The organism is Mesorhizobium sp. BR1-1-3, from assembly GCF_020165455.1.
Lineage (GTDB): Bacteria > Pseudomonadota > Alphaproteobacteria > Rhizobiales > Rhizobiaceae > Mesorhizobium > Mesorhizobium ciceri.
On record NZ_JAIUIC010000005.1, the window covers coordinates 221535 to 236313 of the forward strand.

A 14779-nucleotide genomic window follows, 5' to 3' on the forward strand; every position below is an offset into this window, starting at 1 on the left:
AAAACGGCAAAAGAAAAGCCCGGACAGGCCGGGCTTTCGCAGTAGGCCGCAAGGCCATTTGAAAATGCGCGTCAGTTGTTGTCCGCGGGGGCCGCACCATCGGCGGGCGCTGCGCCATCGGCCGGAGCGGCGGCTCCGTCGGCGGGCGCGGCAGGTGCTGCCTGCGCCTTTGCCTTGGCGGCAGCGGCCAGCGTTTCGCCGACCTGCTGGGCGAGATCGCGGCCGAGGCCGTTCTGCCAGATGTCGGCTGCCTTGACCAATTCGCGGGTCACCGTCGGGCCGCTATCGAGCAGCTTCTTGCCCGAATCGGAATTGTAGAAGGCGGCGATGTCGGTCAGTTCCTTTTCGGAGAACACTTTCGCGTAGGCGAGTGCGGCTTCCTTCTCGAGGTCGGCACGGCGCGAGGCCAGCGCCAGAGCCTTCTCGTTGATGGTCTTGCCGATCAGTTCCTGCATGTCCGGGTTCTTCTGGATCAGCTGCGATTCGAGCGCCGCGGCTGCCTGCGGCAGGATGTTGTCGAACGGGTCGGTCGCGTGGATCGCAGCGACCGCCGCGCGGGCGGCCTTCAGGTGCGCTTCCGTGACATCCTGCGAAAACGCCGGCGACGAGAAGGCGAAAACGGCCGAGGCCGCCAGAAGGACGGAAAGGCTGCGAACCCGGTTATGCAACGTCATGATCGGTAGAACTCCCTGGTTTTCGGGCAGCATGGACGGTTTGGATACCGTCGCCGCCGGCGATGATGGCCGCTGAAGCCAGCCCGATGAAAAGACCATGCTCGACCACGCCCGGAATGGCGTGGAGAGCATTCGAAAGCGCTCTTGTATCCGGAATGCGGCCAAAAGATGCATCGAGGATAAAATGGCCGCCGTCTGTAACAAAAGCCTGCCCGCCCGTCATCCTCAATGTGACCGGTCCGGAAAGACCGAGCTTTTCAGCCGCTGCGGCAACCGCGATTTCAGTGGCGCGCAGGCCGAACGGATTGACTTCGATCGGCAGGGGAAAACGGCCGAGCGTCTCGACCATCTTGGAGCGGTCGGCGATGACGATCATGCGCTGGGACGCCGCGGCGACGATCTTCTCGCGCAGCAGCGCGCCGCCGCCGCCCTTGACCAGGGTCAGTTCCGGGTCGACTTCGTCGGCGCCGTCGACGGTGAGATCCAGCTCTGGCGTTTCCTCCAGCGTCGACAGCGGCACGCCAAGCTCGCGGCAGAGCAACGCGGTGCGCTCCGAAGTCGGTACGCCGATGACGGTCATGCCGGTTGCAACCTTTTCGGCAAGCAGCCGCACGAACTCCTCGGCCGTGGTGCCGGTGCCGATGCCAAGCCGCATGCCGTCGCTTACATGGGCGAGTGCTGCCCGCGCGGCTTCGACCTTCAACTGCCTTGCATCCATGTCGGTTATTGCCCCGGAAATTCGCTGCCGGGCTCGTAGCATTTTTGCCGGTCCGGTCAAAGCCCTGGACGGCGCTTCTCCAGGTGATGCTCAGTGTAGGAATTATTTCCTTGACGGGTGAGTGCAGCTATGCTACATTTTTGCCTATGGTGCTGATTTGCGCCAACAACCCGCCGTCGAAGCGGGTTTTTTCATATCGGACGGGCCCGCTGCGAATGCCCGGCCTGATAAGCAGGCCCCGCCTGAACGAGCTGGCCCAGCGCTTGCCTTGACGCGCCGCAGCCTTTATCGCCTGCCCCTGTAGAAACTTGCCCCAGGACAGACCATGACCCGACCGATCATCGTGTTCGACCTCGACGGTACGCTGATCGACACAGCGCCGGACCTGCTCGACAGCCTCAACCACAGCCTGGCCGCCAGCGAGATCGCGGCGGTCGACGAAGCCGGCTTCAGGCGCTTTGTCGGTCACGGCGGCCGGGTGATGATCGAGCGGGCGCACGCCGCCCATCAGCGATCGCTTGCCGTCGAGGAGCACGACCGGCTGCTGAAACTTTTCCTCGACCACTACACGCTCAACATCCCCGGCAAGTCACGCCCCTACCCCGGTGTCGTCGAGGCGATCGCGCGCTTCGAGGAGGCCGGCTATACCCTCGCCATCTGCACCAACAAATACGAAGCCAACTCGCTGGCGCTGATCGAGGCGCTCGGCCTGACCAAACATTTCGCGGCCATCGCGGGCCAGGACACGTTCGCCTTCCGCAAACCCGACCCGCGCCATTTGATCGAGACCATAAAGCTGGCCGGCGGCGACCCTCACCGCGCCCTGATGGTCGGCGATTCGCAAACCGACATCGACACGGCGAAAGCCGCCGGCATTCCGGTGGTGGCGGTCGATTTCGGCTACACCGACCGCCATGTGCGCGAATTCGAACCGTCGGCTGTCATTTCGCATTTCGACGCCCTGACGCTCGACCTGGCGCAAAGGCTGATTGCCGCTGCCGGAAACTGACTGGAAGGCGGCCGGAGACAGGGCGCAAAGCACAGCAAAACCGATCCGTGTCAGAACGCCGGACAGCGCCTTGACTTCCCGCACCCGCCTCCCTTATATCGCGGCTCGCTTGGCCTTCGGGCAACGAGCGGGCGATTAGCTCAGCGGGAGAGCACACCCTTCACACGGGTGGGGTCGCAGGTTCAATCCCTGCATCGCCCACCATCGGCCTTCCTGAACGCCGCACCCCAAAATGCCTAGCAACTACACCCCGCCCCTTGCCCGCCAAAAATTCTTCTGGGCGAATTCCACGCGCTGCTGTAGCTCGCATATCTCTGGAACGGGCAGACGTCGGAGCCGTTTTGGACCTTCATCTGTTCGCGATCCCAAAACGACACCCTCGATGCGGTCGTCGGCGCAAAAGACCGTATAGCGTTGTTCCGGCTCAGCGCTCGGGCTTGCTCCATGGGCCGGGCTTCATCGAGCGCCACTTGCCCGACAGGTCGCTGACCGCTTCGTCCGTTAGCCAAAGATGCGTAGTCGCAGCAATGGAAGGCGGCGAGATAGTCGCCGCGCATGAACTCCTGTCGATGGGGCCAAACTCTGCCCTACGCCGGTCGAGCCGCGATCAGCGCTTCATCGCGTGCAGGATGGCCTGCATGTGCTCTTCCAGGTCGAGTTCGCCCCGAGCCTCGGCGGTCAACAGGTAATCGGCCTTGGCCCGGCGGTCGCCTCGGCTGATCGCAGGATAGGAGCAGATGGCAAGCAATGCTTCCTGTTCAATCCGGTCTGCCCTCTTGCGATCGTGGCTGCTGCTGCCCGCTTGATGAACAACCCTGTGAAGCCCGACATAGCTGGCTTCATGGGCTCCGATCAGCGCCCGCAATTCGGGTGAGGCCCCTTCCGCTTCGGCAAATGTCGGTTCAACAACCGAGGCCACGGCGGTGAACGCAAGAAGTGTACGGCGTGTGATTTCGGGCATGCCTCATATCCCTGCTGTCTGATCATGCAGGCACACCATAGCACCGGCGCAACGGTTCGAAGAGATGCTCCTGGACGCGACCGCACTGTCTGCTGACAAAATGTACTCGCTCCCGTAGCTCGCCCGCCCAGCAGCCAGTGTGGCCTTAAGTCGCAAGGATTGGCTTGCGAAAGCGGGGTTTCGGCCTTCATTGACGCTGCGATCGACACCATATGGTGATCCACAGCCCTCCAAACGAGAGAAGCTCGCTTGACGCGGTCGCATAGCGGCCGTCAGCCGGCAATGGCTATGAACCAGGAACCTGAAAAACCATGCCTGAAAATGTCAGACCAATTTCGAAAGACGTCCCCCTCATTCAGCTAGGCGTCTATCAGTGCCGCTTCCCGGTAAGCGAAGACCGGTCGGTACCCGGCGGTTATCGTTTTTGTGCCGGGCCAACTTCGGCGGATCGCGTCTATTGCGATCACCACCACAGCATCGTGACCGCCGTCGACCCTCGCCGAACCCGTTCAGGTCTCCACCCCGCTCAACGACGCGCCGCGTAAGTCAAGCGGGCAGCGGCCCCTCGTTCGGGCAGCTGCAAACCGGTGGACTGAATCGGCACGCATTCCACCCGCGGAACAAACCGGTACGCCAGCGAGTTTCTCCCCGACGAAACTTGAGGGAAAGCCATGTCCAGATTTCTGCTGGCGACCAGCGTCGCCGTTCTTTTCTTCGTCGCGCCGGCCTTGGCCGCGGACGACAAGCCGCTGCCGCCGCCCAATGCCAAGAAGCTGTCGGAGATCATCGCCAAGGTCGAGCAGCGCGACGGCTTTCGCTATGTGGACGAGGTCGACTGGGACAGCGGCGCCTACACCGTCACCTATTACACGGCGGACAAGGCGAAGGTCGAAATCACCTACGATCCTGTGACGGCAGAGCCGAAATAGGGACGCTCCGACGCGAATTCGTTCTCGGCTGCGTCACAGGCTCCCGGCGCCAACTTCGGCGATCGCCCTGGCGCGGGCGCCTCCCCTTGCGTCAGTCGTGCTTTGATGGCTGACTGTCGTTTCCTGGAATAGCTCCGGGCGCCGCATTGGGGGATGGGGATGGCGACGGCAAAGCACGTGATGAAGCGCATATTGATGATGTTGGCCGGCTACTTCGTATCGGTGCTGGTCGGCCTGATCGCCGTGGCGGTGATCTATGGCGTGCTCAGTTCCTTGCCCAATGCGCCCAACTATTTCGACGTCATGGGTGTTTCGCCGATCGCGGTGCTGCTGGTGCCGCCGCTCGGCATGTTCGTCTATTTCCTGACGATCGTGGTGACCGCGCTGCAAACGTTGATCTTCGCGCTGATCGCAGAGTTCTTCTCGCTGCGCAATGTCCTGCTGCACATGGTTTTCGGCGCTGGCGCCGCAGTCGGCGGCTTCGCCCTGATCTGGCCGAGCGCACCGGAGGACATGGACCCGGAGCGTTGGGTCGACATCGGCATCATTGCCGCTGCCGGCCTTGTCGCCGGGTTGCTCTATTGGCTGATCGCCGGGCGCGACGCCGGCTTCCGACGGCCACTGTTCGAGCGCTAAATCAACTCGAAGGCGAGCGAACCGCCTCCGTGGCATCCAGGGCCTGCTTCAGCCGCGAGTCGCGGTCGTAGACGTCGCCGAAATATTCGACCTTGCCCGACAGATCGGGCCATGCGGTGAAATAGGCGACATAGACCGGGATCGTGCGTGTCACGTTCTCGGTCGCGTGGCCGTGCTTCAGCTTCTCGGCGATATAGTCCACGGAGGTGCCAAGCACCGCCGCCGCCATGCCGCGCGGGTCCTGCAGCCGCACGCAGCCATGGCTGAGCGCGCGCATATCGCGCTGGAAGAACGATTTCTGCGGCGTGTCGTGCATGTAGATCGCATGCTTGTTGGGGAACAGGATCTTCAACTCGCCCAGCGCGTTGGCCTCGCTCGGCTGCTGGCGCACGCTGTATGGGATGTTCGAGCCATAGGCGCCCCAGTTGACCGCCGACGAAGGAATGCGCTTGCCGCGCGAATCCGTCACCTCATAGCCGGCCCGGTCGAGATAGCCCGGATCGTTGCGCAATCTCGGCAGCATCTCGTTGACGATGATCGACTGGGGCACGCCCCAATAGGGATGGAAATCGACCTGCTTGATCTGGTCGTAGAAGAAGGAGGTCTGGTTGGTGGTCCGGCCAATGACGGCACGCGTCTTGAGCTTTTCCTCGCCATTGTCGATGTAGCTCGCGGTGAAGGCCGGCTGGTTGATGAAGACGCGCGGGCTGCCGAGATCGGAGGGCAGCCAGCGCAGTTCCTCCAGCGCCACTTCCACCTTCAGCAACTTGTCGGCCTTGGATGTTCCGGCCAGCGACGCGACGGTGCGCGGGCCGATGACGCCGTCGCCCTTCATGCCTGCCTTTTGCTGCACGGCCTTGATGACCGGGATCAGTTCCGGATCATAAACTTCGCTGGTGGCCAGCCTGGACAGGACCTCGCCATAGGCGCCGCCCATCTCGTCATCGAGATTGCGCGCGATCAGGGTCAGCAGCTTCGGCAGTTCGGGGCTGGTTTCGCCCGGCTTCAACAACAGTTTGGGGTCGACGACGATTTCGTTTTCCGCACTGGCCTGCAGCGCTTCCAGTTCGACGCGCAGCGCCTGGTATTCCGCATTCTGCGGGTGCCGCGATTCGAGATAGGTGCGCACCTGCTGGGTATGCGCCAGCGTTTTCAGCACGCCTTGCAGATCGAGCGGCTTGGCCGGGAAATCATAATAGCCGGTCATGCGGTTGGGATCGACGCGGCCGTTCTGGGCGTCGTGGGCATAGCGCAGCACACGCGCCGAAAGCGCCATCTCGAAACGGACGAGTTCTTTCAGTTGCGCATTGGCATCGGTCGTCGATGCGCCGGCAGCGGGCACTTCGACCGTATAGTCGGCGGGCGTGAGGCCATAGCTTGAAGCCTCGCCAAGCACCCGCACCGCATCCTGCGCACGGCTGTTGAGGCTGGTTCCGCTTATCCAGATGAAATCCGGATTGGCCGAGTAGTACGCGATCAGCGCCTTGGCGATGTCGGGCTCGGCTAAGAGTTCGTAGTCGCCCAAGCTGGCAACCGCATCACGAAACGCGGCACCCGTAGCCGACGGGACGAAGGCGGCGTCCTGCGGTGTCGCCGGCGCCGGCGTCGCGGCCAATGCCGAGAAGTCGACGCGAACCAGCCGGTCGGCCTTGTAGGTGTAGTAGGACGGGCTGCTGATCTTCACATTGCCGCCGCCGCCACCGGACACTTTCGGCTTTGGCTTGTTCTTCGGTGGCGGGGGCGGAAACTCGCCTTTCGGCGCATGCCTGACGCCGCCGCCGAAAAGCATGTCGAAGAGCCCCTGCGCGCCTGCCTGGGGTACACCGAAAGCCAGCGTCGCCGTGATTGCCATCAGCGGCATCACGGTTGCTTTGTTTCCGAGGAATTTCATGAATCACCCGCTCCGGCCGCAACCGGTTCCCGTTCCGCACGCTCGATCGTCCCGCTCACCGCATGGCGGATGTAAGGCGCGACTATACTGATTCATACCGATTTCGTTAAGCTTTCATAAATTTTGGAAAGCCTGTTGCAGAACGGTTTCACAAGATCGTGACGGCTGGAGCGGAGGGTGGTTCCGCCCCAGCCGGAAATCCCCGCGGGATCAGGCGTTGGCGCCGCCGTCGATGGTCAGGGCAGCGCCGGTGACGAAGCGGCCTTCCGGGCCTGCGAGCCAGGCGACCATGCCGGCAATGTCGTCGGCCTTGCCGAAGCGCGGCGTTGCCATCTTCCGGCGCTGATGCTCGGCATGCGGGCCGTCGGCCGGGTTCATGTCGGTGTCGGTCGAACCGGGGTGGACGACATTGGCGGTGATGCCGCGCGGGCCGAGGTCACGCGCCAGCGCCTTGGTCAGGCCGACCAGCGCCGCCTTGCTGGCTGAATAGGCCGTGAGGCTGCCGTCGGTCGCCCGCTCGGCAAGGTTGCTGCCGATCGAGATGATGCTGCCGCCCTCACCCATATGGGCGGCCGCGGCCTTGGAAGCGATGAATGGGGCCCGGAGATTGACCTCCATGGTCTCGTCGAAATCGGCGAGCGACAGCGTGTCGATTGGGGCGGCGCGCCAGATGCCGGCGCTGTTGACCAGGATGTCGAGCCGGCCAAAGGCGGTTACGGCGTCGTCGACTGCCTTGTCTAGGGCGACCGCATCGCGGTTGTCGGCTTTGATCGCGATGGCGCGGCCGCCCTTGGCCTCGATCTCGGCGACGACAGCGCGGGCCTGTTCCTCGCCATGCACATAGGTCAGCGCGACGCTGGCGCCATCGGCCGCCAGCCTCCGCGCAATCGCTGCGCCGATGCCGCGACTGCCGCCGGTGACGAGCGCGGCCTTGCCGTTCAATCTGCTGGAAGACATCGAATTCTCCTTTTATGTAATGATCGATACATAAATATCTGTCAGCCTTGCCCGCTGGCGTCAACTGAATTATGTATCGATCAACACAGAAAGAGCGTCATGTCGGAACGAGGCCGTCCCCGCACCTTCGATCGAACCGCAGCCCTGCGTTGCGCGATGCAGGTGTTTTGGGCGCGTGGTTACGAAGGTGCATCGATGAGCGAACTGACCGCCGCCATGGGCATCAACTCGCCCAGCCTCTACGCTGCCTTCGGCAGCAAGGAGGCGCTGTTCCTGGAGGCGACGGATTTTTACTCGCACACCGAGGGTGCCGACATCTGGCTGGCATTGGACGAGGCTCCGACCGCGCGGCAGGCGATCGAACAATTCCTGTGCCTGACGGCGAAAGCCTATGCGCAGAGCGATCGCCCGCAGGGCTGCCTGATCACGCTGGGCGCACTGCATCAGGATTCGAGCCGCGGCGCCATCTGCGACGATCTGCGCCGCCGTCGTGCCGAAAACCACACCGCCCTGCAAAAACGTCTGGAGCGCGGTATTGCCGAAGGCGAATTGCCGGCGGATTTCGACGCGAGCGCTGCCGCGACCTTCTTCGCCACGGTCCAGCACGGCATGTCGATCCAGGCGCGAGACGGCGCCTTGCACGCTGCCCTGCTGGCGACGGTTGCCGGGGCCATGGCTGCCTGGCAGACGTTGGCCGGCGGCAACGCGGCGTGACAAACGCCGGCTGGTGTGCTCGAAATCCGCCAGCAAGGCCGGGAGGGACGAGAGCGTGAAAAAGGGTTATCGCGAGCTGCTGGACGAGGCGAATGCCGTGATCGAGGTGGTTTCGCCGGAGGAAGCGGCCGGGCTGCTCGACGATGAAGACACCATCTTCGTCGATCTGCGCGATCCACGCGAAGTGGAACGCGACGGCCGGATTCCGGGCGCCAAGCATGTCACGCGCGGCATGCTGGAATTCTGGATCGACCCCGAAAGCCCTTACCACAAGCCGTTCTTCGCCTCGGGAAAGAGCTTCGTGTTCTTCTGCGCCGGCGGCTGGCGCTCTGCCCTGGCCACAAAGACGGCGCAGGACATGGGGCTTTCGCCGGTCAAGCACATCCTCGGCGGCTACACCGCCTGGAAGGCCGCCGGACTGCCGGTCGAACCCGGCGAGCAGAAGAAATAATCTCGACCGCCGCTCAATGCAGCAGCAATGGCTCGCGATGCGTCACGAAGCCGACCGCGCGTTCGACCACGCCCTTGTCGGCAAGAATGCGGCGATGGCCAAGCCCGTCGGCCCAGTAGAGCCGCACATGGCCGCCGGCACCGGCATAGCGCCTTGCGTGATCGGCCGAGACTTCGCGGTCGTCCGGCGCGTGGATGACCAGGGTCGGCACCGGTGCCTGGGCGAGCTGGCGGTCGCCGGTGAATTCGTGCAGCGGCCGGCCGGAAAGATGCTCGACCCGGTCCGCCATGGCGGCTTGCGAGCGCGGGCCGACATTCAACATATGACTGAAGTCGGCAAAGATCGCCGGCAGGGAACTTGGCGCCGCGATCAGCACCAGGCGTCCCGCCGCCAGCGGCGGGATGTTCTTGACCGAACCGGCGATGGCATTGGCGGCGACGGCGCCGCCGAAGGAATGGCCAACCGCCGCCGCGAACGGGCCGAACCATTCGCCGGCAACCCGCACCGCATCCACCGCATTGACCATGTTCAGGCGCCGGCCCTGCGACTGGCCGTGGCCAGGCAGGTCGAGCGAAACGACCCTGTAGCCGGCGGCGCGATAGCCTTCGATCAAGGCGCGCATATATTCGGTGCGCGAGCGCCAGCCATGGACGACGAGCACCGTGCCGACGGCCGCCCTGCCCGGCTCGGGCCGGAACTCGTGCACCATGACGCAGCCGGTCGCGGTCTTCAGCCGGTGATGACGCGCCTCGGTCATGAACCCCGTCGCACGCTCGACAGCGCGGCGCTCGCCATCGCTGAGCGCCTTGACATTCGGGGTGCGGCAGAACAATTCGAACGCCGCGCGTCCGCTGAGCCGCGGCGCGACACGCTCTGCCGCACCGAACACGCCCCGGATGACCTTCAGCCCGAATGATGCCATAGTGAGAATCCATCCATACGTTCAAGCATGAACATAATAGTTCAAAGATGAACAATAAACAAGAGCTGCCTTGGGACAACCCGCGTTTCCGCAACTGGGTCGCGGTGGCGCGCGCCTGCCATGTGCTTGAGCGCACGCTGGCGGTGAAACTTGCGCCGCTCGATTTGAAGCCGGCGCAGCTCGACGTGCTGATGAACCTCTATCGCCACCCCGGAATGTCGCAGCACGATCTTGCCCGCAAGCTGCTCGTCGGCCGCTCCAACATCACCATGCTGTTGCCGCAGCTGGAAGCGCGTGGCCTGCTGCGTCGCGAAGGCGACGAGAAGGACAAGCGCATCCTGCGGCTCGCGCTCACCGAGGCCGGCGAGGCGCTGCTGATGCAGGCGCTGAAAGTGCATATGGCGCTGATCGAGAAGGCGATGAGCCAGTCGACGCCGGAGCAATGCGACATGATCGGCGAGCAGATGCGCAAGATCTATGATGTGCTCAATGAGGCTTGAGCGCCCTTCAGCCCAACCCTACCACATCGTCTTCTTCGCCCGTTCCGGCCATTCCTTGTCGTAGGTTTCGCCGTCGATGTTCTTGCGGCTGGTGATTTCCAGGATCTGTCCGGGCGTCGGCAGCGACTTCGGCTCGACATGCCTTGCCGGGTTCCAGAGCTCGGAGCGGACGATGGCCCGGGCGCATTGGAAATAGACCGCATCGATGTCGACGACGGTTACCGATCGCGCCGCCTTGCCGTCCACCGCAAATGACGCGCACAGCGCTGTATCCGTTGTGATGTAGGCGCGGCCATTGACGCGCAGCGTCGTACCGGAGCCCGGCACCAGGAACAGCAGGCCGACGCGTGGGTCGCGGATGATGTTTTTCAGCGAATCGGCGCGGTTGTTGCCGCGACGGTCCGGCATCATCAGCGTTTTCGGATCATGGATGCGCACGAAGCCGGCGAGATCGCCGCGCGGCGAACAGTCCAGCCCCTCCGGCCCGCTGGTCGCCAGCGCGACAAAGGGCGAGGCTTCGATGAAGGTGGCATATTCGGGAATGATGTGGTCGAGTTCCTTGACCAGCGAGGCCTCGCCTGGAACGCCATAGAGTGCCTCGAGCTGCTCGACCGTGGTGATGACGGACATGTTTTCGCCTCCAAACCTTTGCCGGCGCTACGCCATCTCGATGACGTTTTGACGACAGCGAGAGGAATCAATCTAGCGGTCCCGGCTAAGGCCCTTTTCCGCAAGCTCCGCGAGATAGGCTTCCCAGCGCGCATCCTTCTCGTGGCCGAGCGTATGCAGGTAATTCCAGGTGAAAATGCCGGTGTCGTGGAAATCGTCGAAGGTGATGCGCACGGCGTAGTTGCCGACCGGCTCGATCTTCAGGATCGCCACATTGCGCTTGCCGGGGACCGTCACCCGCTGATCCGGTGAATGGCCCTGCACTTCGGCCGATGGCGAGGCGACGCGCAGCAGTTCCGCCGGCAGTTCGAACGGATGGTGGTCGGGAAAGGTGACGGACAGAAGTTTGCGGTCCTTGGAAACCCTGAGTTCTTTCGGTGCGGTCATGCTGTTCGATCCCGTGTCATCCGCCCTTCCCTACGCCGCTTCGCCAAACGGGAAAAGGTCTGATGAGACCGACGACATGCGATGTCGGCTGAGAGATGTTACCAAAGATCGAGAGGCGCTATCTTGAACAGCAGGCCGGATCGTATCACATAGCGCTATATAACGAAGCCGTTCACGGCCACGGGAAGTGCTTGAAGCATGGACATGATTGATCCTTTCGGCCGCACGATCAGCTATCTCCGCGTGTCGGTTACCGACCGCTGCGATTTCCGCTGCACCTATTGCATGGCCGAGGACATGGCCTTCCTGCCTAAGAAGGACCTGCTGTCGCTGGAAGAGCTCGACCGGCTGTGCACGGTTTTCATCGAAAAAGGCGTCAGGCGATTGCGGCTGACCGGCGGTGAGCCGCTGGTGCGCAAGAACATCATGCATCTGGTGCGCCAGCTGTCGCGGCATCTCGAAAGCGGCGCGCTTGAAGAACTGACGCTGACCACCAACGGCTCGCAGCTGTCGCGCTTTGCCGCCGAACTCGCCGATTGCGGCGTCAGGCGCATCAACGTCTCGCTCGATACGCTCGATGCCGACAAATTCCACAAGATCACCCGCTGGGGCCATCTCGACAAGGTCATGCAAGGCATCGATGCCGCACAGGCGGCCGGGCTCAAGGTCAAGCTCAACGCAGTGGCGTTGAAGGATTTCAACGACGCCGAGCTGCCCGAGATGATGCGCTGGGCGCATGGCCGCGGCATGGACCTGACGGTCATCGAAACCATGCCAATGGGCGAGATCGATGCCGACCGCACCGACCAGTATTTGCCGCTGTCGCTGCTGCGCGCGTCGCTCGAACGCCAGTTCACGCTGACCGACATTCCCTTCAAGACCGGCGGCCCGGCGCGCTATGTCCAGGTCGCCGAGACCGGCGGACGGCTCGGCTTCATCACGCCGATGACGCATAATTTCTGTGAGAGCTGCAACCGCGTCCGGCTGACCTGCACCGGCACCCTCTATATGTGTCTCGGCCAGGAAGATGCCGCCGATCTGCGCGCGCCCTTGCGCGCCTCGGAAGGCAACGAGCTGGTCGCCGAAGCAATAGACGAAGCCATCGGCCGCAAGCCCAAGGGCCATGACTTCATCATCGACCGCCGCACCAGCCGCCCATCGGTGTCGCGCCACATGAGCGTCACTGGCGGCTGATCTTTCCGTGAAATTCATGCAATATCGCTTCGGGATCATGACTTCGAGGCGAGCATGCGGCTGCACTCTTCATTCCTGGTCATTGCGACAATGGCAGCAACCAGTGCGGTTGCCGCGCCATTCACCTATGTGAACGATCGCTTCGGCACTGTCTGCACCTTTCCCGACGACGTCTTCACCGATCGCCAGCCGGAGCCCGACAATGGCGACGGACAGCAATGGCTGAGCGCCGATGGCGCCAGTCTGATCTGCTCGGGCATCCTCAACGTCGACGACGACACACCGAAAGGCTTTGTCGCGGCGGAGAAGGCGAGCAAGGAGCCGGGCTACAAGGTCACCTACAGCAAGGCCGGAAAGGACTGGGCCGCGCTGTCAGGCCTGAAGAATGGGAAGATCTTTTACGAGCGACGCCTGTTTGGGAAAGACGGTATCATCCGCACGGTCTGGGTCGACTACCCGCCGGCGCTGAAGTCGAAATACGATCCGCTGGTCGGCGCCATCGCCGGCAGTCTCAAAGGGCCATGACGGTTTCGGATCACACCCAGAAAAAGTCTTGTTCGCGAACCGCAGCCGGATTTACGGCCAGTCTGTTCCAGCCTAGCCTTCCCCTGAAAGCTGCTCTTCGCTCACAGGGGGATACACCATGCGCAAACTCGTTCTTTCTCTGGCACTGCTTGGCCTCGCGGCCGTGCCCGCGGCGGCGCAGTCGATCGGCGGCACTTATACGGTTGCCGGCACCAATTTCGACGGCTCGGCCTATGGCGGCGAAGCCACCATCACGCTGACCAGCGGGACGACCTGCGCGATCCATTGGGAAACTGGTGGCTCATCTTCCGACGGCATCTGCATGCGCAACGATGATGCCTTCTCCGCCGGCTATGTCATGGACAAGGACATTGGCCTCGTCGTCTACAAGGTGGCGGCGGACGGTTCGCTGCACGGTCTTTGGACGATCGCCGGCAAGGAAGGCAATGGCACTGAGGTGCTTACGCCGAAGAAGTAAGTTCGCCATCGCAGGCGATATTCCGGGCCACAAACAAGGCTGTGGCCCAGTCCTTTGCTGTTGCTGTTTCATGCCCGACTGTTACAGGCTTGCTGCCTGAAGCGCGTCGCGTTTGAACGGATTCAGCCACGCGCTTCAGGTCTTTGTTTCTTATGCATGTCGTTTCTCCAAACTGAGGTCACTTTTGGGCGATATGTATTAGCACAACCGGTAGCCGTCTTGCCCCTGTCTCCAAATCTTCGCGGCGCGTTGTTCATGATGGTGGCGATGGCCGGCTTCACCCTCAACGACGCCATCACCAAATACTCGTCGCAATCGATGAACATGGCGCAGGTCATGTTGATCCGTGGGGCTTTCGCTTCGCTTTTCGTCGGCCTGCTGGCCTGGCAGCGCGGCGCTCTCGCCCGCCCGGGCTCGATGCTGCAGCCTCTGGTCGCCTTGCGCGTGATCAGCGAGGCCGGCGCAACGGTGAGTTTCCTCGTCGCCCTCGCCCATCTGCCGATCGCCAATGTTTCGGCGGTGCTGCAGGCGCTGCCGCTGGCGGTGACGATGGGAGCGGCACTTGTCTTTGGCGAGACTGTCGGCTGGCGGCGTTGGCTGGCCATCGCCATCGGATTTGCCGGCGTGCTGATCATCGTGCGGCCGGGCTTCGAAGGGTTCAGCGTCTACTCGCTGTCGGCGCTGGCCAGCGTCGCCTGCTGCGCGGTGCGCGATCTCGCCACCAAGCGGATCCCCAAGGCCATTCCGACATTGCTGGTGTCGACCGCGACCGCGCTTGCCATGACAATCGTCGGCGCGGCGCTGTTGCCGGCAATGGGCGGCTGGACGCCGATGACGGGCAACAGCACGGCCCTGCTGGCCCTGGCGGCTGTGCTGGTGATTATCGGCTACCAGTTCATCATCATGGCGATGCGGGCGGGCGATATCTCCTTCATCGCGCCGTTCCGCTACACGGCCCTGATCTGGTCGATCCTGCTTGGCCTGTTCATCTTCGCGGACATTCCCGATCTGCCGATGATCGTCGGCGCCACCATCATCATCGGCTCCGGCCTCTATGCGCTCTACCGCGAGCGGGTCGTCGGCCGGCGCAAGATCGTCGCCGAAAGCACGGGGCCAAGCATGGTTCCGGACGGAATCTAGCCAGATCATTGAAGGTTCTTGTGA

At 63.1% G+C, this 14779-nt stretch carries 19 protein-coding genes and 1 tRNA gene; 12 read left to right on the forward strand and 8 right to left on the reverse strand.

Annotated elements, in window-relative coordinates; translation table 11 throughout:
* Nucleotides 1–71 precede the first annotated feature (71 nt).
* The gene (locus LB559_RS13675) at nt 72–674 is read right to left on the reverse strand and encodes a DUF2059 domain-containing protein (protein ID WP_013531665.1); all 603 of its coding nucleotides are present in this window, start codon (nt 672–674) and stop codon (nt 72–74) included.
* On the reverse strand, nt 661–1392 hold the full coding sequence (rpiA, locus tag LB559_RS13680) for a ribose-5-phosphate isomerase RpiA (RefSeq protein ID WP_027036598.1): 732 nt from the start codon (nt 1390–1392) through the stop codon (nt 661–663). The genes LB559_RS13675 and rpiA overlap by 14 nt, the downstream gene beginning before the upstream one ends.
* 325 nt (nt 1393–1717) lie before the next feature.
* Between rpiA and LB559_RS13685 the strand changes: the two genes are divergently transcribed.
* Both LB559_RS13685 and LB559_RS13690 read left to right on the forward strand, forming a co-directional pair.
* A complete protein-coding gene (locus LB559_RS13685; protein WP_063167998.1) occupies nt 1718–2401 on the forward strand; it encodes a phosphoglycolate phosphatase in 684 nt (227 codons plus the stop codon).
* A 129-nt stretch (nt 2402–2530) separates the two neighbouring features.
* Nucleotides 2531–2605: transfer RNA gene (locus tag LB559_RS13690), tRNA-Val, on the forward strand.
* A 403-nt stretch (nt 2606–3008) separates the two neighbouring features.
* Here LB559_RS13690 and LB559_RS13695 read toward each other — a convergent pair.
* Complete coding sequence (locus LB559_RS13695) at nt 3009–3362, reverse strand: hypothetical protein (RefSeq protein ID WP_013531688.1); 354 nt, start codon at nt 3360–3362, stop codon at nt 3009–3011.
* A 311-nt stretch (nt 3363–3673) separates the two neighbouring features.
* On the opposite strand from LB559_RS13695, the gene LB559_RS33125 reads away from it, so the two are divergent.
* The 3 genes from LB559_RS33125 (at nt 3674) to LB559_RS13710 (ending at nt 4927) form a co-directional block, all read left to right on the forward strand.
* Nucleotides 3674–3907: a GcrA family cell cycle regulator gene (locus LB559_RS33125; protein ID WP_127224137.1), complete on the forward strand. Its 234-nt coding sequence runs from the start codon at nt 3674–3676 to the stop codon at nt 3905–3907.
* A 126-nt stretch (nt 3908–4033) separates the two neighbouring features.
* Nucleotides 4034–4291, forward strand: coding sequence for a PepSY domain-containing protein (locus LB559_RS13705; RefSeq protein WP_224674272.1), 258 nt, complete (start codon nt 4034–4036; stop codon nt 4289–4291).
* Nucleotides 4292–4444: 153 nt separating this feature from the next.
* A complete protein-coding gene (locus LB559_RS13710) occupies nt 4445–4927 on the forward strand; it encodes a hypothetical protein (RefSeq protein ID WP_063167997.1) in 483 nt (160 codons plus the stop codon).
* A 1-nt stretch (nt 4928) separates the two neighbouring features.
* Here LB559_RS13710 and LB559_RS13715 read toward each other — a convergent pair whose 3' ends face one another.
* Both LB559_RS13715 and LB559_RS13720 read right to left on the reverse strand, forming a co-directional pair.
* Nucleotides 4929–6818 (reverse strand): murein L,D-transpeptidase, encoded by a 1890-nt coding sequence (locus tag LB559_RS13715; RefSeq protein ID WP_224674273.1) that lies wholly within the window; start codon nt 6816–6818, stop codon nt 4929–4931.
* Nucleotides 6819–7028: 210 nt separating this feature from the next.
* On the reverse strand, nt 7029–7775 hold the full coding sequence (locus tag LB559_RS13720; RefSeq protein WP_013531692.1) for a 3-oxoacyl-ACP reductase family protein: 747 nt from the start codon (nt 7773–7775) through the stop codon (nt 7029–7031).
* Nucleotides 7776–7874: 99 nt separating this feature from the next.
* On the opposite strand from LB559_RS13720, the gene LB559_RS13725 reads away from it, so the two are divergent.
* Complete coding sequence (locus LB559_RS13725; RefSeq protein ID WP_063167994.1) at nt 7875–8489, forward strand: TetR/AcrR family transcriptional regulator; 615 nt, start codon at nt 7875–7877, stop codon at nt 8487–8489.
* A gap of 55 nt (nt 8490–8544) precedes the next feature.
* On the forward strand, nt 8545–8940 hold the full coding sequence (locus LB559_RS13730) for a rhodanese-like domain-containing protein (RefSeq protein WP_063167993.1): 396 nt from the start codon (nt 8545–8547) through the stop codon (nt 8938–8940).
* A gap of 13 nt (nt 8941–8953) precedes the next feature.
* On the opposite strand, the gene LB559_RS13735 is transcribed toward LB559_RS13730, so the two are convergent.
* On the reverse strand, nt 8954–9862 hold the full coding sequence (locus LB559_RS13735) for an alpha/beta hydrolase (RefSeq protein ID WP_027161593.1): 909 nt from the start codon (nt 9860–9862) through the stop codon (nt 8954–8956).
* 47 nt (nt 9863–9909) lie between these two features.
* On the opposite strand from LB559_RS13735, the gene LB559_RS13740 reads away from it, so the two are divergent.
* A complete protein-coding gene (locus LB559_RS13740; RefSeq protein WP_013531696.1) occupies nt 9910–10362 on the forward strand; it encodes a MarR family winged helix-turn-helix transcriptional regulator in 453 nt (150 codons plus the stop codon).
* Nucleotides 10363–10380: 18 nt separating this feature from the next.
* On the opposite strand, the gene LB559_RS13745 is transcribed toward LB559_RS13740, so the two are convergent.
* Both LB559_RS13745 and LB559_RS13750 read right to left on the reverse strand, forming a co-directional pair.
* Nucleotides 10381–10992, reverse strand: a complete 612-nt coding sequence (locus LB559_RS13745) for a pyridoxamine 5'-phosphate oxidase family protein (RefSeq protein ID WP_224674274.1) — start codon at nt 10990–10992, stop codon at nt 10381–10383.
* 72 nt (nt 10993–11064) lie between these two features.
* On the reverse strand, nt 11065–11418 hold the full coding sequence (locus LB559_RS13750; RefSeq protein WP_013531698.1) for a gamma-butyrobetaine hydroxylase-like domain-containing protein: 354 nt from the start codon (nt 11416–11418) through the stop codon (nt 11065–11067).
* Nucleotides 11419–11616: 198 nt separating this feature from the next.
* On the opposite strand from LB559_RS13750, the gene moaA reads away from it, so the two are divergent.
* The 4 genes from moaA (at nt 11617) to LB559_RS13770 (ending at nt 14755) form a co-directional block, all read left to right on the forward strand.
* Complete coding sequence (gene moaA / locus LB559_RS13755) at nt 11617–12612, forward strand: GTP 3',8-cyclase MoaA (RefSeq protein ID WP_013531699.1); 996 nt, start codon at nt 11617–11619, stop codon at nt 12610–12612.
* A gap of 54 nt (nt 12613–12666) precedes the next feature.
* Nucleotides 12667–13137 carry a hypothetical protein gene (locus LB559_RS13760; protein ID WP_224674275.1) on the forward strand — a complete coding sequence of 157 codons (471 nt, stop codon included), beginning with the start codon at nt 12667–12669 and terminating at the stop codon, nt 13135–13137.
* Nucleotides 13138–13255: 118 nt separating this feature from the next.
* Nucleotides 13256–13615, forward strand: a complete 360-nt coding sequence (locus tag LB559_RS13765) for a hypothetical protein (protein WP_013531701.1) — start codon at nt 13256–13258, stop codon at nt 13613–13615.
* Between the two features lie 219 nt (nt 13616–13834).
* A complete protein-coding gene (locus tag LB559_RS13770) occupies nt 13835–14755 on the forward strand; it encodes a DMT family transporter (RefSeq protein WP_013531702.1) in 921 nt (306 codons plus the stop codon).
* Nucleotides 14756–14779: the final 24 nt, after the last annotated feature.